This window comes from Streptococcus mitis (assembly GCF_003943905.1).
Classification (GTDB): domain Bacteria; phylum Bacillota; class Bacilli; order Lactobacillales; family Streptococcaceae; genus Streptococcus; species Streptococcus mitis_BC.
Genome location: NZ_RJNS01000004.1, coordinates 1 through 23167, shown reverse-complemented (window position 1 = coordinate 23167; position 23167 = coordinate 1). Strand labels below are relative to the sequence as shown.

The 23167-nt window shown below is 42.3% G+C and carries 27 protein-coding genes and 3 pseudogenes; 18 read left to right on the top strand and 12 right to left on the bottom strand.

Annotated elements, in window-relative coordinates; all coding sequences use genetic code 11:
• Positions 1-21: 21 nt before the first annotated feature.
• The 4 genes from accD to D8854_RS07470 all read left to right on the top strand — a co-directional run bounded on the left by accD (position 22) and on the right by D8854_RS07470 (position 2738).
• Complete coding sequence (gene accD / locus D8854_RS07485) at positions 22-888, top strand: acetyl-CoA carboxylase, carboxyltransferase subunit beta (RefSeq protein WP_001173376.1); 867 nt, start codon at positions 22-24, stop codon at positions 886-888.
• A complete protein-coding gene (locus tag D8854_RS07480) occupies positions 885-1652 on the top strand; it encodes an acetyl-CoA carboxylase carboxyl transferase subunit alpha (RefSeq protein WP_125450380.1) in 768 nt (255 codons plus the stop codon). Before accD ends, D8854_RS07480 begins: the two co-directional genes overlap by 4 nt.
• Positions 1653-1811: 159 nt before the next feature.
• The gene (gene briC / locus D8854_RS09775; RefSeq protein ID WP_142999511.1) at positions 1812-1997 is read left to right on the top strand and encodes a biofilm-regulating peptide BriC; all 186 of its coding nucleotides are present in this window, start codon (positions 1812-1814) and stop codon (positions 1995-1997) included.
• Between the two features lie 18 nt (positions 1998-2015).
• Positions 2016-2738 carry a CPBP family intramembrane glutamic endopeptidase gene (locus D8854_RS07470; protein WP_142999510.1) on the top strand — a complete coding sequence of 241 codons (723 nt, stop codon included), beginning with the start codon at positions 2016-2018 and terminating at the stop codon, positions 2736-2738.
• A 49-nt stretch (positions 2739-2787) separates the two neighbouring features.
• On the opposite strand, the gene nusB is transcribed toward D8854_RS07470, so the two are convergent.
• The 9 genes and pseudogenes from nusB to gatC all read right to left on the bottom strand — a co-directional run bounded on the left by nusB (position 2788) and on the right by gatC (position 8436).
• Positions 2788-3210 carry a transcription antitermination factor NusB gene (gene nusB / locus D8854_RS07465; RefSeq protein WP_000203631.1) on the bottom strand — a complete coding sequence of 141 codons (423 nt, stop codon included), beginning with the start codon at positions 3208-3210 and terminating at the stop codon, positions 2788-2790.
• Entirely contained in the window at positions 3203-3592 is a 390-nt protein-coding gene (locus tag D8854_RS07460; RefSeq protein WP_000510598.1) for an Asp23/Gls24 family envelope stress response protein, read from the bottom strand. The genes nusB and D8854_RS07460 overlap by 8 nt, the downstream gene beginning before the upstream one ends.
• 21 nt (positions 3593-3613) lie before the next feature.
• Positions 3614-4174, bottom strand: coding sequence for an elongation factor P (efp, locus tag D8854_RS07455; protein WP_000568642.1), 561 nt, complete (start codon positions 4172-4174; stop codon positions 3614-3616).
• A 128-nt stretch (positions 4175-4302) separates the two neighbouring features.
• Positions 4303-4596: pseudogene (locus D8854_RS07450) on the bottom strand (glutamyl-tRNA amidotransferase); the annotation flags it as partial.
• Positions 4571-4702 (bottom strand): annotated as a pseudogene (locus D8854_RS07445) (SPFH domain-containing protein); the annotation flags it as partial. The pseudogenes D8854_RS07450 and D8854_RS07445, both read right to left, overlap by 26 nt.
• A gap of 64 nt (positions 4703-4766) precedes the next feature.
• Positions 4767-5165, bottom strand: coding sequence for a hypothetical protein (locus D8854_RS07440; RefSeq protein ID WP_125450377.1), 399 nt, complete (start codon positions 5163-5165; stop codon positions 4767-4769).
• A 57-nt stretch (positions 5166-5222) separates the two neighbouring features.
• Positions 5223-6668, bottom strand: a complete 1446-nt coding sequence (gene gatB / locus D8854_RS07435) for an Asp-tRNA(Asn)/Glu-tRNA(Gln) amidotransferase subunit GatB (RefSeq protein ID WP_061588418.1) — start codon at positions 6666-6668, stop codon at positions 5223-5225.
• Positions 6668-8134 (bottom strand): Asp-tRNA(Asn)/Glu-tRNA(Gln) amidotransferase subunit GatA, encoded by a 1467-nt coding sequence (gatA, locus tag D8854_RS07430; protein WP_125398550.1) that lies wholly within the window; start codon positions 8132-8134, stop codon positions 6668-6670. The genes gatB and gatA overlap by 1 nt, the downstream gene beginning before the upstream one ends.
• Positions 8134-8436: an Asp-tRNA(Asn)/Glu-tRNA(Gln) amidotransferase subunit GatC gene (gatC, locus tag D8854_RS07425; protein WP_000705419.1), complete on the bottom strand. Its 303-nt coding sequence runs from the start codon at positions 8434-8436 to the stop codon at positions 8134-8136. The genes gatA and gatC overlap by 1 nt, the downstream gene beginning before the upstream one ends.
• Positions 8437-8602: 166 nt before the next feature.
• On the opposite strand from gatC, the gene D8854_RS07420 reads away from it, so the two are divergent.
• Positions 8603-9295, top strand: a complete 693-nt coding sequence (locus D8854_RS07420; protein WP_125450376.1) for a TIGR02206 family membrane protein — start codon at positions 8603-8605, stop codon at positions 9293-9295.
• 145 nt (positions 9296-9440) lie between these two features.
• Entirely contained in the window at positions 9441-10985 is a 1545-nt protein-coding gene (locus D8854_RS07415; RefSeq protein ID WP_125450375.1) for a peptide chain release factor 3, read from the top strand.
• Between the two features lie 453 nt (positions 10986-11438).
• On the opposite strand, the gene D8854_RS07410 is transcribed toward D8854_RS07415, so the two are convergent.
• Positions 11439-12392: an aromatic acid exporter family protein gene (locus D8854_RS07410; RefSeq protein WP_125450374.1), complete on the bottom strand. Its 954-nt coding sequence runs from the start codon at positions 12390-12392 to the stop codon at positions 11439-11441.
• Between the two features lie 67 nt (positions 12393-12459).
• Complete coding sequence (sstT, locus tag D8854_RS07405) at positions 12460-13665, bottom strand: serine/threonine transporter SstT (RefSeq protein ID WP_125450373.1); 1206 nt, start codon at positions 13663-13665, stop codon at positions 12460-12462.
• Between the two features lie 148 nt (positions 13666-13813).
• Between sstT and D8854_RS07400 the strand changes: the two genes are divergently transcribed.
• From D8854_RS07400 to D8854_RS07350, 11 genes are all read left to right on the top strand, one after another.
• Positions 13814-14374 carry a mechanosensitive ion channel family protein gene (locus D8854_RS07400; RefSeq protein WP_125450372.1) on the top strand — a complete coding sequence of 187 codons (561 nt, stop codon included), beginning with the start codon at positions 13814-13816 and terminating at the stop codon, positions 14372-14374.
• Between the two features lie 57 nt (positions 14375-14431).
• Positions 14432-15340 (top strand): magnesium transporter CorA family protein, encoded by a 909-nt coding sequence (locus D8854_RS07395; RefSeq protein WP_125450371.1) that lies wholly within the window; start codon positions 14432-14434, stop codon positions 15338-15340.
• 14 nt (positions 15341-15354) lie between these two features.
• The gene (locus D8854_RS07390) at positions 15355-15882 is read left to right on the top strand and encodes a YqeG family HAD IIIA-type phosphatase (protein ID WP_000963744.1); all 528 of its coding nucleotides are present in this window, start codon (positions 15355-15357) and stop codon (positions 15880-15882) included.
• Positions 15883-15884: 2 nt separating this feature from the next.
• Positions 15885-16991, top strand: coding sequence for a ribosome biogenesis GTPase YqeH (gene yqeH, locus D8854_RS07385; RefSeq protein ID WP_125450370.1), 1107 nt, complete (start codon positions 15885-15887; stop codon positions 16989-16991).
• A gap of 85 nt (positions 16992-17076) precedes the next feature.
• On the top strand, positions 17077-17388 hold the full coding sequence (gene yhbY, locus D8854_RS07380; RefSeq protein ID WP_000060169.1) for a ribosome assembly RNA-binding protein YhbY: 312 nt from the start codon (positions 17077-17079) through the stop codon (positions 17386-17388).
• Positions 17389-17438: 50 nt separating this feature from the next.
• A complete protein-coding gene (locus D8854_RS07375; RefSeq protein ID WP_125450368.1) occupies positions 17439-18068 on the top strand; it encodes a nicotinate-nucleotide adenylyltransferase in 630 nt (209 codons plus the stop codon).
• Entirely contained in the window at positions 18068-18661 is a 594-nt protein-coding gene (gene yqeK, locus D8854_RS07370) for a bis(5'-nucleosyl)-tetraphosphatase (symmetrical) YqeK (protein ID WP_125450367.1), read from the top strand. The genes D8854_RS07375 and yqeK overlap by 1 nt, the downstream gene beginning before the upstream one ends.
• Positions 18662-19012, top strand: a complete 351-nt coding sequence (gene rsfS, locus D8854_RS07365) for a ribosome silencing factor (protein ID WP_125450366.1) — start codon at positions 18662-18664, stop codon at positions 19010-19012. It begins immediately after the preceding gene.
• 285 nt (positions 19013-19297) lie between these two features.
• Positions 19298-20038: a class I SAM-dependent DNA methyltransferase gene (locus D8854_RS07360; protein ID WP_185768083.1), complete on the top strand. Its 741-nt coding sequence runs from the start codon at positions 19298-19300 to the stop codon at positions 20036-20038.
• A 38-nt stretch (positions 20039-20076) separates the two neighbouring features.
• On the top strand, positions 20077-21018 hold the full coding sequence (locus tag D8854_RS07355) for a hypothetical protein (RefSeq protein WP_000889001.1): 942 nt from the start codon (positions 20077-20079) through the stop codon (positions 21016-21018).
• 22 nt (positions 21019-21040) lie between these two features.
• Positions 21041-22153 carry a nucleotidyltransferase gene (locus D8854_RS07350; RefSeq protein ID WP_125450365.1) on the top strand — a complete coding sequence of 371 codons (1113 nt, stop codon included), beginning with the start codon at positions 21041-21043 and terminating at the stop codon, positions 22151-22153.
• A 15-nt stretch (positions 22154-22168) separates the two neighbouring features.
• Here the strand turns inward: D8854_RS07350 and D8854_RS09965 are convergent.
• A pseudogene (locus D8854_RS09965) lies at positions 22169-22418 on the bottom strand (ISL3 family transposase); the annotation flags it as partial.
• 362 nt (positions 22419-22780) lie between these two features.
• Here D8854_RS09965 and D8854_RS07345 point away from each other — a divergent pair.
• Positions 22781-23167 (top strand): KxYKxGKxW signal peptide domain-containing protein (locus D8854_RS07345; RefSeq protein ID WP_185768081.1); only part of this gene is annotated, 387 nt, incomplete at its 3' end.

The following is a 23167-nucleotide window of genomic DNA, read 5'->3' as shown; positions in this document are numbered from 1 at the left end:
TGAGAACTAAAAGGGGGAGTTATGGCTCTATTTAGTAAAAAGGATAAGTATATTCGGATCAATCCTAACCGTTCCGTAAGGCAGAAACCACAAGCCAAGCCTGAGGTTCCGGATGAACTCTTCTCCCAGTGTCCTGGTTGTAAACACACCATTTACCAAAAGGATCTTGGGAGCGAACGAATTTGTCCCCATTGTAGCTATACTTTCCGTATTTCAGCTCAGGAACGCTTGGATTTGACGATTGATTCTGACACCTTTGTGGAGATGTTTACGGGTATTGAAACTCAAGATCCATTAAACTTTCCTGGCTACCAGAAAAAACTAGCTAGTATGCGTGAAAAGACAGGTTTGGATGAAGCAGTACTGACTGGTACAGCTAGCATCAAGGGACAAAAAGTTGCCCTTGGGATCATGGATTCAAACTTTATCATGGCTTCTATGGGAACCGTTGTGGGTGAAAAAATCACGCGCTTGTTTGAGTATGCAACGGTAGAAAACTTGCCAGTCGTTCTCTTCACAGCTTCTGGTGGAGCCCGTATGCAAGAAGGAATCATGAGCTTGATGCAGATGGCTAAGATTTCTGCGGCAGTTCAACGTCATTCCAAGGCAGGACTTTTTTACCTAACTATTTTAACCGATCCGACAACAGGTGGGGTGACCGCTTCTTTTGCTATGGAAGGGGATATTATCCTAGCTGAGCCACAGAGTTTGGTTGGTTTTGCTGGACGTCGTGTTATCGAAAATACAGTTCGTGAGACCTTACCGGATGACTTCCAAAAGGCAGAATTTCTGCTTGAACATGGATTTGTTGATGCAATTGTCAAACGGAGAGAATTGCCTGAAACAATTGCTAAATTAGTAAGATTGCATGGAGGAAGTCGCGGATGAATATTGCAAAAATAGTCAGAGAGGCACGCGAGCAGAGTCGTTTGACCGCACTTGATTTTGCCAATGGAATCTTTGACGAGTTTATCGAATTGCATGGAGATCGCTCTTTCCGCGATGATGGTGCGGTTATCGGTGGAATTGGCTGGTTAGGTGAACAAGCAGTAACTGTCGTTGGTATCCAAAAGGGGAAGAGTCTTCATGATAACCTCAAACGGAACTTTGGGCAACCCCATCCAGAAGGCTATCGCAAGGCTCTTCGTTTGATGAAACAGGCAGAAAAATTTGGTCGTCCAGTTGTAACCTTCATCAACACTGCTGGTGCTTACCCAGGTGTTGGAGCTGAGGAACGTGGACAAGGGGAAGCAATCGCTCGAAACCTGATGGAAATGAGCGACCTCAAGGTTCCAATCATCGCGATTATTATCGGTGAAGGAGGGTCTGGAGGTGCATTAGCACTAGCCGTTGCTGACCGTGTCTGGATGCTGGAAAATTCGATCTATGCCGTACTCAGCCCAGAAGGCTTTGCCTCTATCCTTTGGAAGGATGGAAGCCGTGCCATGGAGGCGGCAGAGTTGATGAAAATCACTTCACATGAACTCCTAGAAATGGGAATCGTGGACAAGGTAATCTCAGAAGCAGGTCTCTCAAGTAAAGAACTGCAAGCTCACCTTAAAAATGAATTGCGTGCAGAGCTTGAACGCTTGCAAGGCTTAGCCTTGGAACAGCTCCTCGAAGAACGTTACCAACGCTTTAGAAAATACTAAAAAGAAAGCTAGAACTGAGTAAAGGTTCTAGCATTTTTTCTAGAGAACATACATTTCAGGACGAAAAATTGATAGTTGAGGAGAAGACTAATAAAATAGATAAAAAAGAAGTATACTGTAGATGTGAGCCTACAACAATATTTTAAGAAGGTTCTTGCAATGACAGGTACAGATACATTTACAGTTCTTTCGTCAGAAGACATAGACCAAATCTCAGGCGGTCTTGCTATTTGGGAAGATGGAGATGGTAGATGGTTATATTATAGAGAATTTGCTTCCTATATGGGGCAAGGGGCACTTAATTCTTATAGAGATGCTTGGAAGTACGGCTTCCGAGCAGGATAATCTTTCAAAAAAAGTACGATGAGAAACACAAAGAAACTAAGACAGTTTGGAATATTTTTGCTTATTATTTTACTATCTACCTATTTACCACAAACAATTGGATTGTATGTGACGATCATTTTAGGGTTAGGCGCTGATGTCTATTCCCTTATTTTAACAATAGGATTAGTAGGAATTTGCCTTCTATTAATTTGGTGGTTAAAAAAGCAAAAGATGCTCTTTATCTTTGAGAAAAAGAGCTGGAACTGGTCATTTGTCTTCTACTTATTTGCAAGTTATGTGGTTTATCAGATTCTCGGTAATTTTTGGGCACGCTATGCTCATTTGATTAATCATAGGAATATTCATGATGAGTATTTTACCGTGGTTCTTTCAAATGGACAACCAACTTTTTTATCGACTATCTTATCTTTTATCCTGCCTGTAATCATCGGCCCTGTTTTTGAGGAGACTCTTGATAGAGGGTATTTTATGAATACCTTCTTTCCTAAGTCAAAGTACTATTTAGATGTCATCTTATCAGGCCTTATCTTTGGACTTAGTCATTTGATACTATCTCACCGGGACCCAATTAGTTTATTATATTATAGTCTGATTGGTCTCTTTTTTGCCCTTGTCTATCGTTCTACCGACAATCTGAGATTAACGATTCTCTGCCATAGTTTTTTTAACTTTCTCAATCATGCAAAACCTATCTGGATTTTTGTTTACAATTATATCTATTACCACTTTTTTAGATAGTGGAAGGCAAAGAAAAAAGTGTTTGATGTTTGTCAAACACTTTTTCTATTTACTGTTCTTCTGTTACAAACTGGCTGAGCAGTCCATTGATAAAACGGGCAGATTTTTGATCTGAGAAGTCCTTTGCAAGCTCGATAGCTTCGTTAACAGCAACCAACTGTGGAGTGTCAAATGAAGTGATTTCAAAGACTCCTAAGCGAAGGAGGTTTCTCTCCACGAGCGTTAAACGTTCAATGGTCCAACCTGCTTTTAAATGCTGTGTGATTTGCTTGTCTAGTTCTTCCTTTTTAGCCTGAACACCAGAAACGAGCTCTGTCAAAAAGGCTGGGAGTTGCACATCCGTATCTTCACGATCGTGTGTGTAGGCGAAACGACAAGCAGTTTCGACGTCTGTATCAAACTCAAGACTCATAAGAGCTTGAAAGGCACACTTACGGAGCTCACGTCTAGATTCTAATAGTGGACTAGTCATTGAGGAAGTCCTCATCAAACAAGTCTTTCAAGTCTGGTTTTGGTGTTTTATCTGGAACAATACCTGCAACGTGGATATTGATAGCAGCGAGTTCTACATCAGCCATATTACGGACGGCATCTTTAACAGCTTTCTGGATAGCAACCGCTACCTTAGGAACTTTTACTCCGTACTCTAGGTAGAGGTAGATATCAGCTGTGAGTTCTTCGTCCACGTTTTTAAGATAAACGCCGCGGCCGAGTGAAAGTTTTGAAAGGGTATCAGATACTGATTTGTTTGAAAAAGAGTGTACGCCCTCTACCTTTGCAGTAGCAACAGCAATGATTTTTTCAAGTACACGTGGGGCGATAACGATTTCGCCAAGTTGTTCTTCAATTCCCATAGAATGACCTCTTTCTAGAGATTAGGCACGAGAAACGTAAGTTCCTTCTGCAGTGTTGATAACGAGTTTTTGTCCTGCTTCGATGAAGTCTGGAACGTTTACGACAAGTCCAGTTTCCATCGTTGCTGGTTTACCAGAACCTGTAACAGTAGCACCTTTGATAGAAGGTTGAGTTTCTGCAACTGTCAACTCAACGGTAGTAGGAACGGTAACACCGATCACTTCAGTTCCGTAGAATTGGATTTTCACTTCTGAGTTTTCAAGGATGTAAAGCAATTCGTTTTCAACGTTGACTACAGGGATTTCGTATTGGTCGTAAGTTTCTGTATTCATGAAGTAAGCTGTGTCATCCATTTTGTACAAGTATTGAGCTGGTACAGTCTCGATGATAGCTTGTTCAAATTTTTCCTCTGGACGGTAGCTTGTGTCAAATGTAGAACCAGTACGGACGTCACGCAATTTCATACGCATGATCGTGTTTCCTTTACCTGGTTTGTGGTGGCTAGCTTCCAAAACGCGGATCAATTTTCCGTCAGCTGTTTCAAAGGTCATACCAGCTTTTAATTTACTTGCTTCAATCATGTTTTTACCTCTTTAATAAATATTATTACTCTTCATTTTACCATAAAATACTCTGGAAATAAAGCCAAAATAGTTATTGGGAGTTGGTAGAGAAGAAAAAACCAACCTGAGGGCTGGTTTTGTTCTGTCTAGTTTTCTTTCAACTTCGCCAGTTCCTGGGCGAGGAGTTTAAGGGCGACTTGTGGGTTGGCTTGGCCTTTGGTTGCTTTCATGAGGAAGCCTGTGAAGGCCTTGTCTGCGTTGCGTTTACCTGATTTGAAGTCGGCAACGGCAGCTTCATTATTCGCAAAGACTTGGTGGATGATTGGAATCAAGATATCTGGATCTGAGATTTGGACCATACCTGCTTTTTCCACGTATTCACGCGCACCACCGCCATTTTTAGCCAGGTGGACAAAGACTTTCTTGGTCATAGCTGAGGTCTTCAAGCAAGATACTGGTTGCTTCAATCTCGTAGAGGCCTGTCCAAACTTTGTTGACCTTTTGTTTAGCGAGTTCGTTGGAGGGTTTTTGATTGGCATTGAGACTATTGAAAAGGTTGATTTCATAACTCAAATAATTATTAAATTATTTGATACTCTTTAAAAATCATCTAAGATTTGCTAGCATTTAGCTTCTTTATGGAATGGCGCTCGATGAGCCATCCTACAATCCACCCTATTGCTAGCAAGTAGTTCTCAAAAGCACCGATAGCATTTACAGGAGAGTGATACTCCATATAATTGAGTAAGTGATTTGTTCCTATTCCAATCCCGCCAAGAATGAGAGCAAAAAGTACGACTCGTAGATAAAACCAATCGTATTTAATATTGACAGCGAGAATAATAATCAATACAGCTAAATTCCATATTCCAATTTCTCGTTGCCAACCAGCAGATATTCCGTACCCGGAGTGGCTTCCCATGTATGATGGAAAGAAAATTTGTAGTATAGAAGCGCCTAACATAGCGATGATGACTAATGCAAATAGCAATCGTAAAAATTTGTTCATTTATTCCCCTTGTCTCATTCTCGTTTTAAAAGTAGAAAAAAGTGTTTAAAGAGTGAATTACTCACTGTCTTTCAACTTCGCCAATTCTTGTGCAAGTAGTTTAAGGGCAACTTGTGGGTTGGCTTGGCCTTTGGTTGCTTTCATGAGGAAGCCTGTGAAGGCCTTGTCTGCGTTGCGTTTACCTGATTTGAAGTCGGCAACGGCAGCTTCGTTATCCGCAAAGACTTGGTGGATGATTGGAATCAAGATAGCTGGATCTGAGATTTGCACCAATCCAGCTTTTTCCACGTATTCACGCGCGCCACCGCCATTTTTAGCCAGATGGACAAAGACTTTCTTGGCAATCTTAGAGGAGATGGTACCATCTTCGATGATGGCAATCATTTCAACCAAGTTTTCTGGTGTCAATTCGATTTGTTCTAGTGTTTTGCCTTCAGCATTCAAGAACTGAGCGACTTCGCCTTGGAGCCAGTTAGAGACTTGTTTGGCATCGCCACCGAGGGCAACAGCTTTTTCAAAGAAGTCAGAAGTGACTTTGTTTGCAGTCAACTGGCTAGCATCGTAGTCTGACAAGCCAAGGTCAGATACGTAGCGAGCACGCCGTTCTTTTGGAAACTCTGGCAATTCAGTGCGCATTTCCTCAATCCACTCATCTGAGATTTCAAAGAGTGGTAGGTCTGGTTCTGGGAAGTAGCGGTAGTCTGCAGCACCTTCTTTGACACGCATGAGGATGGTTGCTTTGTTAGCTTCATCGTAACGGCGTGTTTCTTGGCGGATTTGACCACCCGAGCGAAGGATTTCAGCTTGGCGTTGGACTTCGTATTCAAGACCTTTACGGACATTTGAGAAGGAGTTGAGGTTCTTCAACTCAGTCTTGGTACCGAATTTCTCTTGGCCATAAGGACGAAGGGAGATATTGGCATCCACACGCATAGAACCTTCTTCCATTTTAACATCAGAAATGCCAGCGTACTGGATGACTTCCTTGAGGGCTGTCAGATAGGCATAGGCTTCTTCTGGTGAACGCATATCGGCCTCAGATACAATCTCAATCAATGGTACCCCTTGGCGGTTGAGGTCAACATAGGAGTAGCCATCTGTACCGTGGGTGTTTTTACCAGCGTCTTCCTCTAGGTGAGCGCGTTCGATACCGATTTTCTTAGTTGTACCGTCTTCTAGCTCCACTTCAATCCAGCCGTTATAACCGATTGGCTCATCAAACTGAGAAATTTGGTAGGCTTTTGGATTATCAGGGTAGAAATAGTTCTTGCGGTCAAAGTGCATCTTTTTGTGGATGTCCATGTTGAGGGCAAGTGCTGCCTTAATACCAGCATCGACAACCCCTTTATTGAGAACTGGAAGTACTCCTGGGAAAGACCAGTCAATCACGTTAGTGTTGGCATTTTGGTCATTTCCAAAGTGGGCAGAAGTAGGTGAGAAGATTTTTGAATTGGTGTTAAGCTCTACGTGGACTTCAAGTCCAATGACTGTTTCAAAGTTCATTAGTTATCACCTCCAAAAATCACGGGTTGTTGTTTGTGGTAGTCTGTTGTTGCTTCAAAAGCAGCAGCAGCTTGGTAAATGGTTTCTTCTGAGTATTTAGGACCGATCAATTGCAGACCGACTGGTAGACCTTGAGAGAATCCAGCAGGAATCGAAATTCCTGGTAGACCAGCCAAGTTGACTGGGATGGTCAAAAGATCAGCCAAGTACATGGCAACTGGGTCATGGTTGAGTGAATCCAAGTCGTAGGCAACACTTGGAGCAGTTGGTCCCAAAATCAAGTCGTAATCCGCAAAGACTTTTTCGAAATCTTGAATGATGAGGGTACGGACTTGTCCAGCCTTCTTGTAGTAGGCGTCGTAGTAACCTGACGAAAGACTGAAAGTACCCAGCATGATACGGCGTTTCACTTCTTCACCAAAACCTTGGCTACGACTATTTACATAGATTTCATCAAGATTAGTTGCATTCTCTGCGCGGTAGCCATAACGGATACCGTCAAAGCGTTGCAAGTTTGAGGAGGCTTCTGATGAAGCGATAATATAGTAAACGGCAACACCGTATTTAGAGTGAGGAAGGCTCACTTCTTCGACGATAGCACCGAGTTTTTCAAAGTTTTTGGCCGCATTCAAGATTGTTTCCTTAACTTCTGGATCAATCCCTTCACCAAGGTATTCCTTAGGCAAAGCAATTTTCATGCCCTTGATGTCTTGGCCGATTTTTGAAGTAAAGTCGGCAATGCGGACAGGAGCAGAAGTAGAGTCTTTGGCATCTTCGCTAGCAATCGCATTGAGCAAGAGGGCATTTTCCTTAACAGTAGGAGCGAAAGGTCCAATCTGGTCTAATGAGCTACCGAAGGCAATGAGACCGAAACGTGAAACGGTTCCGTAGGTTGGTTTGAGACCAACGATCCCGTTGAAGGCAGCAGGTTGGCGGATAGAACCCCCTGTATCAGATCCGAGTGACAAGCGAACTTGTCCTGAAGCTACAGAAGCTGCGGAACCGCTAGATGATCCACCAGGAACCTTGCTGTGGTCCCAAGCATTTTTAGTGGCACCATAGTAAGAAGTCTCACCAGACCCACCCATGGCAAATTCGTCCATGTTAGTTTTCCCGACAACAATCATACCTTTAGCTTTGGCATTAGCAACGGCTGTTGCATCAAAGATAGGCTCATAGTTGTAGAGCATTTTTGAGGCTGCAGTTGTGAGGATACCGTCGGTAGAGATATTATCCTTAACAGCCAGTGGAATTCCTGAAAGGACATTGTCAGCATCAATTCCAGCTTCATCAATAGCCTTAGCTTGAGCAAGAGCGTGCTCCTCAGCGATGGTAATAAAAGCATTGATAGCCGTCTCGCGAGATTTGATATCTTCAAGCGTTGCTTGTGTCAATTCAGTTGCAGAAATTTCCTTAGAGACAAGGAGGTTGTGCAAGTCTTCAATGGTTTTGTTATTAAAAGTCATTAGGCATCTCCTCCATCATCTAGGATAGCTGGTACCTTGATATAGTAGTTATCTTTTTCAGGTACATTTTTAAACAAGCGATCACGGTCAGTTCCTTCTTCGGCCACATCAGGGCGGAGTACGGTTTTACGGTCAGCCATCGTTGTAGTAGGTGCGACACCAGTAGTGTCGACTTCGCCCAGCAACTCAACCATATCGACAATTTTAGACAGCGTTGTTGCAAAGGCAGCAGTTTCTTCTTCAGAGAATCTTAATTTTGAAAGATTGGCAACGTGTGTTACCTCTTCTTGCGTAATTTTCATCTTGCATCCTTTCGTGAAATGATGATTTTTAGTCTGTTCTATTTTACCATATTTTCCTATAAATAAGCTAAGGCAAACTGAAAAGAAATAGAAATTGAAAAATCGTTTTTAATTCGCTATAATGGTTAAACTAGAGAATAGAGAAAATAAGAGCTAGGATAGAAATATGTTCCATCAATTTATCACCAGAACTCAGACAGTCCCTCCTCCCATTCCGCTTTTTTGGTATGGGGTTATGATGCTTGTCTTAGTGCTTTGTATTTATGGGGCGCTTGCTTATCACAAGAATCCACGCTTTGTCTATTTGTTTAAGGGGCTTCAGGTCCTCCAGTTGCTAGCTCTTTATAGTTGGTATGTTGGTTTTGGCATTCCCTTTTCTAATAGTCTTCCTTTTTATCATTGCCGTTTAGCTATGTTTGTGGTGGTTTTCTTACCAGATAAATGGCGGAGCAAGCAATATTTTGCTCTTTTAGGAGCTAGTGGAGCGATCTTTGCACTGGTTTACCCCGTTTTTGACCCCTATGATTTTCCCCATATCACCAGCTTTTCGTTTTTGATTGGGCACTATGCTCTTTTGGTGAATTCCTTAGTCTACTTGATGAATCACTATGATAAGAGCCTACTCAAGAAATATATGATTGTAGCCTATACCTTTATCCTCAATCTCTTTCTAGTTGGGGTTAATCAGGTGACGGGCGGAAATTATGGCCTCTTAAGAGATACACCATTTATCTCGAATGCTCCTCTATGGATAAAGTATCTCCTTGTGTCCATCATACTTTCACTGGCTCTGGTTCTCTTTGATATCTTGTTCAAGAAACGGTGGAAAAAGAGAAATCAGGTGAAATCTGTGCTCTAGCTTACCTTTTTCATCGGATGAGCAATTGAAAAACTCCATAAAATCCGATATAATGGTGAGTTGAAAGGAATGGTAAAATCCAATGTAAACATCATTCTTAGCTATATGAAACAACCAAAAATAGAGAATCAAAGAAAGAGAACTTATGACTATTCAAGAAGAAATCAAGAAACGCCGTACCTTTGCCATTATTTCCCACCCGGACGCCGGGAAAACAACCATCACTGAGCAGTTGCTCTACTTCGGGGGCGAGATTCGTGAGGCTGGTACCGTAAAAGGTAAGAAAACAGGGACTTTTGCCAAGTCTGACTGGATGGATATCGAGAAACAACGTGGGATTTCGGTCACTTCATCTGTTATGCAGTTTGACTACGACGGAAAACGCGTCAACATCCTAGACACACCAGGGCACGAGGACTTCTCAGAAGATACCTATCGGACCTTGATGGCGGTGGATGCTGCAGTCATGGTCGTGGACTCTGCCAAGGGTATCGAGGCCCAAACCAAGAAATTGTTTGAGGTTGTGAAGCACCGTGGCATTCCAGTCTTTACCTTTATGAACAAATTGGACCGTGACGGTCGTGAGCCACTAGATCTCTTACAAGAATTGGAAGAAGTCTTGGGCATTGCTAGCTACCCCATGAACTGGCCAATTGGTATGGGGAAAGCCTTTGAAGGATTGTATGACCTTTATAACCAACGCTTGGAACTTTATAAAGGGGATGAACGTTTTGCCAGTCTGGAAGAAGGGGACAAACTCTTTGGAAGTAACCCATTTTATGAGCAAGTCAAGGATGATATTGAGCTTTTGAATGAAGCAGGAAATGAGTTTTCGGAAGAAGCTATTCTTGCAGGAGAACTGACTCCGGTCTTCTTCGGTTCAGCCTTGACAAACTTTGGGGTGCAGACCTTCCTTGAGACCTTCCTTAAGTTTGCTCCAGAACCTCATGGACACAAGAAAACAGACGGCGAAATTGTGGATCCTTATGACAAGGATTTCTCAGGATTTGTCTTTAAAATCCAAGCTAACATGGACCCTCGTCACCGTGACCGTATCGCCTTTGTGCGTATCGTATCGGGTGAATTTGAGCGTGGAATGAGTGTCAATCTGCCTCGTACTGGTAAGGGAGCTAAACTGTCGAATGTCACTCAATTTATGGCGGAAAGTCGTGAAAATGTCACTAATGCCGTAGCAGGTGATATCATCGGGGTTTACGATACCGGTACTTATCAGGTTGGAGACACCTTGACGGTTGGAAAAAACAAGTTTGAATTTGAACCACTGCCAACCTTTACACCTGAGATTTTCATGAAAGTTTCTGCCAAGAACGTCATGAAACAAAAATCCTTCCACAAGGGGATTGAACAATTGGTGCAAGAAGGAGCTATTCAGCTTTATAAGAATTACCAAACAGGCGAGTACATGCTAGGCGCTGTTGGTCAACTCCAGTTTGAAGTCTTTAAGCACCGCATGGAAGGCGAGTACAATGCAGAAGTGGTCATGAGCCCAATGGGTAAAAAGACCGTTCGTTGGATCAAACCAGAGGACCTAGACGAGCGTATGTCTTCAAGCCGTAATATCTTAGCCAAAGACCGTTTTGACCAACCAGTATTCCTTTTTGAAAACGACTTTGCCCTTCGCTGGTTTGCGGATAAATATCCAGATGTAGAGTTGGAAGAGAAGATGTGAATCGTTACAAATGACTAGCAACATAAAGTTGCTGTCATTTGACGGTAACCGCTATGGCGGTCTACCTAAACGCTTCACTAGGAAAAATCCACGAATAGTATCGATTCGTGGATTTTTCCGTCGTAACTACGTTTTACAAATGAAATCGATTTGTAAAACTCAGTGTCGTAATCTAACAATCGATAACCGCTTCACTAGGCAAAGCCCATTAATGGTATCTATTCATGGGCTTTACCGTCGTAATGATGGGGAAGCCAAATAGCAACCAGTCTTACTAACTACATTTGGCAAATAGAGTAGATTTGCCAAACTCCGTGTCGTGGCTCAATACTGAAAAATTTGAGATAGATATTAGAGCGGAGTTTTTTCAAAAAGTATGTTCAAGTTGAGATCTGTAAAACAAAAACCTCAGAAGTATTCACCTTTTGTGAATCCTCTGAGGTTCTTTAATTTCTAGTTTCCATATTTCTGATAAAAATCGACTTTGACCTGAATAAAGGTTTCGGCTTCGCGTAGTAGCTGCAGGAGGGTGGCACGGGTCTCAAACTCCTCACGTGTTTTAGGGAGACTCCGATTGCGGAAGACTTGCAGATAGCGTTCGATGTCATCAAGTAGGTCATGAGCAGGATTGGTCTGGCTTAGCTGGGCAGCAATCTTAGAAAAGAGCTGGGCCAAAATCAAGCTCTCACTTGCAGCTAACTGGCAAGTGTTGATTTGTTGAGCCATGTTTCGTAGGATGCGACTTTGTCTCTGCCTCATCTCAAAGTAGTGGATGTGGTAGTCCGTTTGGTGAAAGAGATGGTCCGAATGATCCAAATAGACCAGCTTGAGGGCTTCATCAAGAAGGCTGTCTAATTCGTCAACGAGTTGGGCTTGATTGCGCCCGTCTCCTCTTGACAGATAGTATTTAAAGCGAAGCAGGATGTCTTTTAACTTTTCTTCGACCTGAAGGTGGTAACTTTGGATGGCTTTCTCCCGAGAGGGCATATAAAGGTTGACCAACAGAGCAAAGCTTGTCCCGATGAGAAAGAGGAGCACTTCATTGAGCAAGAGTCCTGGAGAAGTAGACTCCTGTACCAAGAGATGACTGACCAAGACACTGCTAGGTGTGATGCCGATTTCCCAGTCCATTTTATAGGCTAGAGGCACATAGAGAGACAGATAGAGACCCAGACTCCAGATGTGAAAGCCTGTCAGCTGAAAGGCTAGAACACCGATAGCGAGCGCTAGGAGCATGGAAAAGAGGCGGTTACGTGCCAATTTTAGTGTGCTTCTGCGCGTGTCGGAAAGGCTTAAGAGGGCAATAATCCCAGCTGAAACTGCTGATGACAAATCTAAAAAATAAGCGAGAAAACAAGCGAGACAGGTCGCCAATATCAGTTTTGTCGTACGTTGGGTGATAGACATGAGAATTTCCTATAATACTAGAATAAGAGTACAAAAGACAAGACTTGGAAGACTTGTCTTAAAAAATCTATTTTTTACGTGCCGACGCGTACTCAGCTACTGCTGTAAAGAGGACGTCGGTAGAAGAGTTCAGGGCAGTTTCGCAGGAGTCCTGGACGACACCGATGACAAAACCAACTCCGACTACTTGCATAGCAAGGTCATTTGAAATCCCAAAGAGACTACAAGCGACGGGGATAAGGAGAAGTGATCCTCCAGCGATCCCAGAAGCTCCGCAGGCAGAAATGGCAGCCACTACACTGAGGACAAAGGCTGTACCAAAGTCGACAGAGATTCCTAATGTATTGACAGCAGCTAGAGTCAAAATGTTAATGGTTACAGCTGCACCGGCCATATTAATGGTCGAGCCAAGAGGGATAGAAACGGAGTAGGTATCTGGATTGAGTCCTAGATCTTGGCAAAGTTTCATATTAACTGGGATATTAGCGGCAGAACTACGAGTAAAGAAAGCTGTAATCCCACTAACACGCAAACATTTCAAAACAAGGGGGTAGGGATTTTTTCTCATAAAGAGAAAGGCGATGAGGGGATTGATGACAAGGGCCACAAATGCCATAGTTGCAACCAAGAGTCCTAGCAAAATTCCGTAGTTAGCAAGGCTGGTAATTCCTTTATCAGAGATGGTCTTGAAGACCAAGCCCATAATTCCGAAAGGTGCCAAATTGATAATCCACTCCACAATCTTGGAAGTTACATCAGCCATGGTTTTGAGCAACTCCTTGCTGTTTTTGCTAGCTTCTCTCATAGCAAGTCCAAAGACAACAGCCCATGATAGAATTCCAATATAGTTGGCTTTGACGACGGCGTTGAGGGGATTGTCCACGAGATTCAGCAAGAGGTTGCTGAGAACTTGACCGATGCCGTCTGGTGGGGCAATCTCTGTGCTCGCACTGCTGAGAGTAATCTGGACTGGGAAGAGAAAACTAGCCAGTACAGCAATCAAGGCAGCTGCAAAGGTACCGAGTAGATAGAGAAAAATAACGGTCTTCATATTGGTATCTTGCCCTTTTTGATGTTGTGAGAGGGCATTTGCGACGAGGGTAAAGACCAAGACAGGAGCGATGGCTTTCAGACCCCCAACGAATAGGTCACCGAGAATGCTGAGCCCCGACAGACTAGGAAAAAGTAGCCCTAGAGAGGCTCCCAGAAGCATGCCGATTAGGATACGTTTGATGAGGCTGGCCTTGTTCCAGGCTCGAATGATTCTTTTCATAATAGTCTCCTTCAAAGTGTATTGTTTATGATTATAGTATAAATATGCCGTTGAGGCAAGTCTTTTTTTGAGTTTGGGGGAATATCGGAATATTTATGAGGAATTTGAACGGGATGATTTGTGGTATAATACTAGAAAGGAGTTTTGTATGCAAGAATTTTTTCAACGTTATCTTGATAAATTGGATGTAACAACTGTATTAGAGAATCTTTTGACCAAGTTGATTTCTCTTTTGATTTTGTTTCTGCTATTTTATATAGCTAAAAAGATGCTTCATACGACTGTACGAAAGATTGTCAAGCCCTCGCTCAAGTTGTCAAATCGAGATGCTGGCAGACAAAAGACCATTTCTCGTTTGCTTGAGAATATCTTTAACTATAGCCTTTATTTCTTTTTAATCTACTGTATCTTGTCCATTTTAGGTTTGCCAGTTTCCAGCCTCCTTGCTGGGGCAGGGATTGCTGGAGTGGCTATCGGTATGGGAGCACAAGGTTTTCTATCCGATGTCATCAATGGCTTTTTCATCCTCTTTGAACGCCAGCTCGATGTGGGCGACGAAGTGATTCTCACAAATGGACCGATTACTGTATCTGGCAAGGTTGTCAGTGTCGGAATCCGTACGACCCAACTTCGAAGCGATGACCAAGCCCTTCACTTTGTTCCCAACCGGAATATCACTGTTGTCAGCAACTTTTCCCGTACAGAGTAAGTCTGCTATTTTGGCAGATTTGTGGTACAATAGAAAGAGTTTGGCAAAGGAGAGAGTATGCTATTTGTAGAGAAAAAACTAGGTCATGATTGTACCTGGATAGACCTTGATGTGGACAAGATTAAAAATATGGAAGACCTTTCTGACGTCTATGGATTGGACAAGGAAACCATTGAGTATGCTCTAGATAGAAATGAACGAGCCCATATGGATTATAACCGTGAAACGGGGACGGTAACCTTTATTTATAATGTTCTTGATTTAGAAAAAGACAAAGAATATTATGAAGCGATTCCGATGACCTTTATCGTTGAAAAACAACGGCTGATTACTATTAGCAATCACAAGAATACTTATGTGATTAAACGTATGGCAACCTATCTTGAAAGCCATGAAATTATTTCAATTTACAAATTTCTTTTTGCCAGTTTAGAGATTATTTGCAATGCTTATTATCCAGTTATTGAAGAGATGGATAAAAGTAAGGATGAAATTAGTGCACTTCTTCGTCAAAAAACAACTAAAAAAAATCTTTTTGCCCTTTCTGACTTGGAAACCAGTATGGTCTATCTGACAGCTGCTGCTAAACAAAATCGTCTCCTCTTGGAACATATCCAAGGTCATGCTCTTTATCGCGGTTTTAACGAAGTTGAGAGAGAGCAGTTTGACGATGCTATGATTGAAGCCCATCAGTTGGTTTCGATGACAGACTTGATTTCTCAAGTCTTGCAACAACTCTCAGCCTCTTACAACAACATCCTAAATAATAATCTGAATGATAATTTGACAACTTTGACAATTATCTCAGTCTTGCTAGCTATCCTTGCGGTTATTACAGGATTTTTCGGAATGAATGTTCCCTTACCGTTTACAGATGAACCAAATGCTTGGATTTATATTTTGATAGCTAGTCTTATTTTATGGGCAGTCTTAGCTCAATGTTTAAAGAAAATTGCTAGAAACTAAAAAAAGGAGCCAGAATGGCGATTGAAAACTATATGCCAGATTTTGCTGTGGAAGCAGTCTATGATCTGACAGTCCCAAGCCTGCAGGCGCAGGGAATCAAGGCTGTTTTGGTCGATTTGGACAATACCCTCATTGCTTGGAATAACCCTGATGGGACGCCAGAGATGAAGCAATGGCTACATGACCTCCGTGACGCGGGCATCCGCATTATCGTGGTCTCAAATAATACCAAAAAACGGGTTCAACGTGCAGTTGAGAAATTTGGGATTGATTACGTTTATTGGGCCTTGAAGCCTTTCACATTTGGGATTGACCGTGCTATGAAGGAATTTCACTATGAAAAAAATGAAGTGGTCATGGTCGGCGACCAACTCATGACGGATATACGAGCAGCCCACCGTGCAGGCATTCGCTCGATCTTAGTCAAACCCTTGGTCCAACACGACTCCATCAAAACGCAGATTAACCGAGCTCGCGAGCGCCGTGTCATGCGAAAAATAACGGAAAAGTACGGACCAATTACATATAAAAAAGGAATTTAACTATGGAAGAAATTCTCTGTATTGGTTGTGGAGCAACCATTCAGACGACAGACAAGGCTGGTCTTGGTTTTACTCCCCAGTCGGCACTTGAAAAAGGTTTGGAGACTGGCGAAGTCTATTGCCAACGCTGTTTCCGTCTCCGCCACTATAATGAAATCACGGATGTCCAGTTGACAGACGATGATTTCCTCAAGCTCTTGCACGAGGTGGGAGACAGTGATGCCTTGGTGGTCAATGTCATTGATATCTTTGACTTTAATGGCTCTGTCATCCCAGGCTTGCCACGTTTTGTATCAGGAAATGATGTTCTCTTGGTTGGAAATAAAAAAGATATTCTACCTAAGTCCGTAAAGGCTGGCAAGATTAGCCAGTGGCTGATGGAGCGTGCCCACGAAGAAGGTCTTCGTCCTGTTGATGTCGTCTTAACTTCAGCTCAAAACAAGCATGCTATTAAGGAAGTCATTGACAAGATTGAACACTACCGTAAGGGCCGCGATGTCTATGTGGTCGGTGTGACCAACGTTGGAAAGTCAACCCTTATCAACGCTATTATCCAAGAAATCACTGGTGACCAAAATGTCATCACGACTTCGCGTTTCCCGGGGACAACCTTGGATAAGATTGAGATTCCGCTTGACGACGGATCTTATATCTACGATACACCAGGGGTTATCCACCGCCACCAGATGGCCCACTACTTGACGGCCAAAAACCTCAAGTATGTAAGCCCTAAAAAGGAAATCAAGCCTAAAACCTATCAACTTAACCCTGAGCAAACTCTATTTTTAGGTGGTTTGGGACGATTTGACTTCATTTCAGGAGAAAAACAAGGTTTTACAGCCTTCTTTGACAATGAACTCAAACTCCACCGTACCAAGCTAGAAGGAGCAACTATCTTTTACGACAAGCACCTCGGAATTCTTTTAATACCACCAAATAGTAAGGAAAAAGAAGATTTTCCAAAACTAGTCCAGCATGTCTTTACCATCAAGGACAAGACTGACCTGGTCATCTCAGGACTCGGCTGGATCCGCGTAACAGGCACCGCCAAAGTCGCCGTCTGGGCACCAGAAGGCGTCGCCGTCGTCACACGCAAAGCAATTATCTAAACACAGAAAGGAAAGGGTTGTCTTTATTAAGGCGAGCGTTGCGAGCCCGTAGAAAAGTATAAAAAGAAACTCTTTTAAAGAAATTATGTCATTAACATCAAAACAACGTGCCTTCCTCAACAGCCAGGCTCACACCCTCAAACCCATCATCCAAATCGGGAAAAATGGTCTCAACGACCAAATCAAAACCAGCGTCCGTCAAGCTCTTGACGCACGTGAATTGATTAAAGTCACGCTCTTGCAAAACACAGACGAAAACATCCACGAAGTAGCTGAAATTTTAGAAGAAGAAATCGGTGTAGATACTGTCCAAAAAATCGGACGCATCTTGATCTTGTTTAAACAATCTAGCAAGAAAGAAAATCGCAAGATTTCTAAAAAAGTCAAAGAAATCTAAACACCTACTCCAAGAACTGTTTTTACAGAGAATTAAAGGAAGACGAGCCTATGGCAATCGAATTATTGACTCCCTTCACCAAGGTAGAGTTGGAGCCAGAAATCAAGGAGAAAAAACGCAAACAAGTCGGGATTTTAGGGGGGAATTTTAACCCTGTTCACAATGCCCATCTTATCGTGGCGGACCAAGTACGACAACAGTTAGGACTGGACCAGGTCTTGCTTATGCCCGAATACCAACCACCTCATGTAGATAAAAAGGAAACCATTCCTGAGCATCATCGTCTTAAGATGCTTGAGTTGGCGATTGAGGGGATTGAAGGCCTCGCCATTGAAACCATTGAGCTAGAGCGTAAGGGCATTTCCTACACCTACGACACCATGAAGATTTTGACAGAGCAACATCCAGATACGGATTATTATTTCATTATCGGGGCTGATATGGTGGACTATCTGCCTAAGTGGTACCGAATTAATGAGCTGGTCGACATGGTTCAGTTTGTTGGAGTTCAGCGTCCACGCTACAAGGCAGGGACTTCCTATCCAGTTATCTGGGTAGATGTGCCTCTCATGGACATCTCCTCCAGCATGGTGCGTGACTTCATTGCCCAAGGTCGGAAACCTAACTTTCTCCTACCTCAGCCAGTGCTAGACTACATCGAGAAGGAGGGGCTCTACTGATGGCCTATCAAGACTATATCAACTGCTCCCGTGAGGCTTTGTTGGAAAAAATGGCAGAGCTTCTACCTGAAAAACGTTTAACCCATTGTTTGGGTGTAGAGCGTGCAGCCATAGAGCTTGCCAAGCGATTTGGAGTCGATGTTGAGAAAGCTGGTCTAGCAGGCCTTCTTCATGACTATGCTAAAAAGTTGTCAGATCAGGAATTTCTAGACTTGATTGACCGTTATCAGCTAGACCCTGACCTCAAAAACTGGGGCAATAATGTCTGGCATGGTATGGTTGGCATCTACAAGATTCAGGAAGATTTGGATTTGCATAATCCAGAAATCCTGCGGGCTATTGAAATCCATACAGTCGGTGCTGGTCAGATGACCGATCTAGATAAAGTAATCTATGTCGCAGACTATATCGAGCACAACCGAGTCTTTCCAGGAGTGGACCAGGCACGTGAAATTGCGGAGCTATCGCTCAATAAGGCAGTGGCCTACGAAACAGCTCGTACCGTGGAGCATTTAGCTCATCAGGGATTCCCCATCTATCCCCAAACCCTTGAAACCTATAACGCCTTTGTGCACTATTTGAAAGAGGACTAAATGAACGAAAAAGAATTACTAGAACTAGTCGTGAAAGCGGCTGATGAGAAACGTGCGGAGGATATCCTCGCGCTTGATGTACAAGATTTGACCAGTGTGACAGACTACTTTGTTATCACTAGCTCGATGAATAGCCGTCAGTTGGACGCTATCGCTGACAATATCCGTGAAAAAGTAGCTCAAGCAGGCTTTAAAGGCAGCCATGTTGAAGGCGATGCAGCAGGAGGCTGGGTTTTGCTGGACCTCGGCGCTGTCGTTGTGCATATCTTCTCAGAAGAAATGCGCGCCCACTATAACCTTGAAAAACTATGGCATGAGGCAGATTCAGTAGATTTATCTGAAACTTTATAGTCTTTTCCTTTATCTTTTATTACGGCGTTAACTCATTTTGCCTAACTGTAGTTATGCCTGCAATTCGTTGCCTAGTACTAAAAGCAAACGAAAAGACTATAGCGTTACAATTGAACTCAGTTGCAGTCAACTGGGTTTCTTTGCTTATTTTAAAAGGAAAGTGATAGAAAGGATTTGAACCCGTCCTGTAATCGTCGGAAAATAGATAGCTTTGGCTTGGATCAGGATCCTAAGTCCAAGCTCCTAATTTTCATTCCGATTACGGGCGGACTTGGTATCATGACTATGGCAACTTATGAAACCTTTGCGGCTGTTTACGATGCTGTGATGGACGATAGTTTATACGATAAATGGACGGATTTTTCGCTACGTCATTTGCCTAAGACCAAGGATAGAAAAAAACTCTTGGAATTGGCTTGTGGAACAGGTATCCAGTCTGTGCGCTTTTCTCAGGCTGGTTTTGATGTGACAGGACTTGACTTGAGCGCGGATATGCTGAAGACTGCTGAGAAAAGAGCGGCTTCGTCCAAGCAAAAGATTGATTTTATTGAAGGCAACATGTTGAATTTGTCCAAGGCTGGTAAATATGATTTTGTCACGTGTTATTCGGACTCTATCTGCTATATGCAGGATGAGGTGGAGGTAGGAGACGTCTTTAAGGAAGTATATAATGCCCTCAACGAAGACGGCGTTTTTATCTTTGACGTGCATTCGACCTACCAGACAGATGAAGTTTTTCCAGGCTATTCCTACCATGAAAATGCAGAAGACTTCGCCATGCTTTGGGACACCTATGAGGACGAAGCTCCTCACTCCATCGTGCATGAGTTGACCTTCTTTATCAAGGAGGCTGACGGTTCCTTTAGTCGCCACGATGAAGTGCATGAGGAGCGAACTTATGAGGTTTTGACCTACGATATTTTATTGGAACAGGCTGGTTTCAAGTCCTTCAAACTCTATGCGGACTTTGAGGACAAGGAGCCGACAGAGACCAGTAGACGTTGTTTTTTTGTGGCACAGAAGTAGGATGTCTGAATGGTTTGGCGAAATATATTGAGGTAATAATGTTAGAATTCTTTTTTATTTTGGTTGTGGTCATATTAGAGTACATTATGCTTAAGAACTTTCTTTCAATGAATTTGAAAGAGTATCAAGGTTTTAGTACGAGATTTTTTTCTTCTTCTAGCGGGGATAAAATTAGTACGAGTAGCATAATCTTTTGGATATTTATTTCGCCATTTTTTTCTATTCTAGGATATGTTAGTTCTTTATTTTTGAATTCTGTTTTTAAAACTTGTCATGTTTCATATAACTATTTATGGACGATAAGTTTAGTTTTTTGGATAGTTATATATCTGATAATTTTGATTTTAGGTCGTCGAAAATTAGTGAATCATTTATTTATTTTAATAATAGCGATAGCTTCAATTATTTTAAACTGGTATATTGCTCGAATAGCTTTTACAGGAAATGTAAATGATATTTCACCTGATTCAAGTAATACGGCGTTTCAATTCTATTTAGCTATAGGGTTATCTCTGATTTCGATTGTACAAGTGATATATGAAAGAGATAACTACAAATTGAAACGTACGCGTTTTATTAGAGAGAAAATTCAGAAGTATCTACGAAAATACAAAGTAATATATTCTTTGAAAGGAAATATAGAGCTGCTTTATTTGTCACTTGCCATTTTGGTACTAGAGGATTTTGAACGGCCTAAATTTATTAGAATTATTGAAAATATTCTGAGAACAAAAACAAGAAATATTGCTCAAAATGATTCTATCGATGATATTGATAGCGTTACTATTCTTGTGAATCAACTTCAAGATTTGGCTGTTAGATCAGAAGAAGAGTATGAAAGAATAAACTTAGAGTTTATTATTAAAAAGATAAATCAATCTAATCATTATTTTAGCAATGTTATGGAATTGTTTCATACAATTTCTCAATTAGATGAAGATTTTAAAATAGTTGAAGCTAATAAATATAACGAAAAGTAATGTCTAGTAGTAGGAGAACATCATGACCATCACAGGTATTATCGCGGAGTTCAATCCTTTTCATAATGGCCACAAATACCTGCTGGATCAGGCTGAAGGGCTGAAAATTGTTGCCATGTCTGGGAACTTCATGCAAAGAGGAGAGCCTGCTATCGTGGACAAATGGACACGGGCCCAGATGGCGCTTGAAAATGGAGCAGATCTGGTAGTGGAATTGCCCTTTTTAGTCAGTGTTCAGGCAGCAGATTTCTTTGGCCAAGGGGCTGTGGATATCTTGACTCGATTAGGGATTGATAGACTAGCTTTTGGGACAGAGGAAGTTCTGGATTACCAGAAAATTTCTGACTTATACACAAAGCAAGGTGATGAAATGGAGAAATTTGTGGAAAATCTGCCTGATTCTCTCTCCTATCCCCAGAAAACCCAAGCCATGTGGAAGGAATTTGCAGGTCTGGATTTTTCAGGAAATACCCCCAATCATGTTCTTGCTCTGGCCTATGCTAAGGCGGTTGCAGGACGAAACATCAAGCTTGAGCCGATTCAGCGTCAGGGAGCGGGTTACCATTCTGTGGACAAGGAGGTGGACTTCGCCTCGGCGACAGCCCTCCGCCAGCATCAATCAGACCAAGATTTCTTAGAACGCTTTATGCCCTCTGTTGCTCTCTTTGAGCATGCCAGTAAGGTGAGCTGGGATGACTATTTTCCCTTGCTCCGCTATCAAATCTTGTCAAATCCAGACCTAACCACCATTTATCAGGTCAATCAAGAAATGGCAGTGCGCGTCAAGGAAGTTATCAAAACAGCCCAGTCTGTTGACGAATTGGTCGAGGCGGTTGCGACCAAGCGATACACCAAAGCGCGTGTACGTCGCCTCTTGACTTATATTTTGGCACAGGCCAGAAAAAGTGACTTGCCAGAAGGCATCCATGTCCTTGGCTTTACCGAAAAAGGCAGACAACATCTCAAGTCTCTGAAAGGGCAGGTCCATCTAGTCAGTCGAATTGGCAAAGAACCTTGGGATACCATGACCCAAAAGGCAGACCAGATCTACCAACTAGGACAGCCAAGTATCGCAGAGCAGAATTTTGGTCGAGTGCCGATTAGAATGGAAATAAGTGGAAACTGTAGTGAGTGACATATAACGAAGCATAGAGGGAATCGGATTGGTTCTCTCTTTTGTCATGTTTAAAGCTATGAAAATCCTGGTTTTGACATTGTCAAAGTTCTAACAATTAAAGGCATTTCGTTTAATGACTATGATAAGGTTGATAGTGGCTTCCCGTTTTGTATGAGAACAGGGTGTTACAAAGCGTTAATAATCTTGTCCTCATCTGTATCTTTCGAAAACGTCTGAAAAACGATTAAAGTATGGGATTTACAAAAGAAATGATCTCTTCTAATGATGGTTTGGTCATTTTTTATTGGAAGTATTAATGGGCTTGATTTCGAAAATCGTAAGAGAGTTTCAATAGTTTGAACTCTAAAAGCGAATTTTTAACAAAAATTAAGTGTTTTCATTTGTCATTTCGCATATAATTACTTGAAAAGGGCAATCCGTTTTGGTAAAATGATAGGTGGTGTATACTAGATAAGAACGACTGGTATATTCCATATGGAACCTGCTTTTTCTGAGTCAAAGGGATAAAAACTGAGACTGACTGCGGTTTGATTATCTCTGGTTTTGAGAGGGCAGCGCAACTACGCTTTGTTAATGGTCATGAGGTTAACAAAGGGTCGCATTTGGATAAAAGAAAGGAATCAAATGTTTCGAAGTAAAAAATTTAACAAAGATTTCGAGATCGTAGATGAGAAAAAGCGTTATAAGCTTTACAAGTCGGGTAAAAACTGGGTAAAAGCCTCGAACTCTCAATTGGATCTCTTCCGTATCGGTGGGATGGGTGAAGTTGTCTCTAGTACCCTGTCAGACACTGAAGAACTTGATCACGCACACCTTAGTTTTAACACGCTAGCGGGTATAGGGGGAATCCTGGCCGCGGGGGCTGCAGGATTTGTGGTGACTCAAGAGCAAACTGTTTATGCGGATGAAACATCTAACTATACAGAAAAGGATAAAACAGTCATTGCTGCTGAACCGAAAGCAGCTGAAACAACTGAAACAAGTACTAACTCAATCATCGCTCAAGCGCAA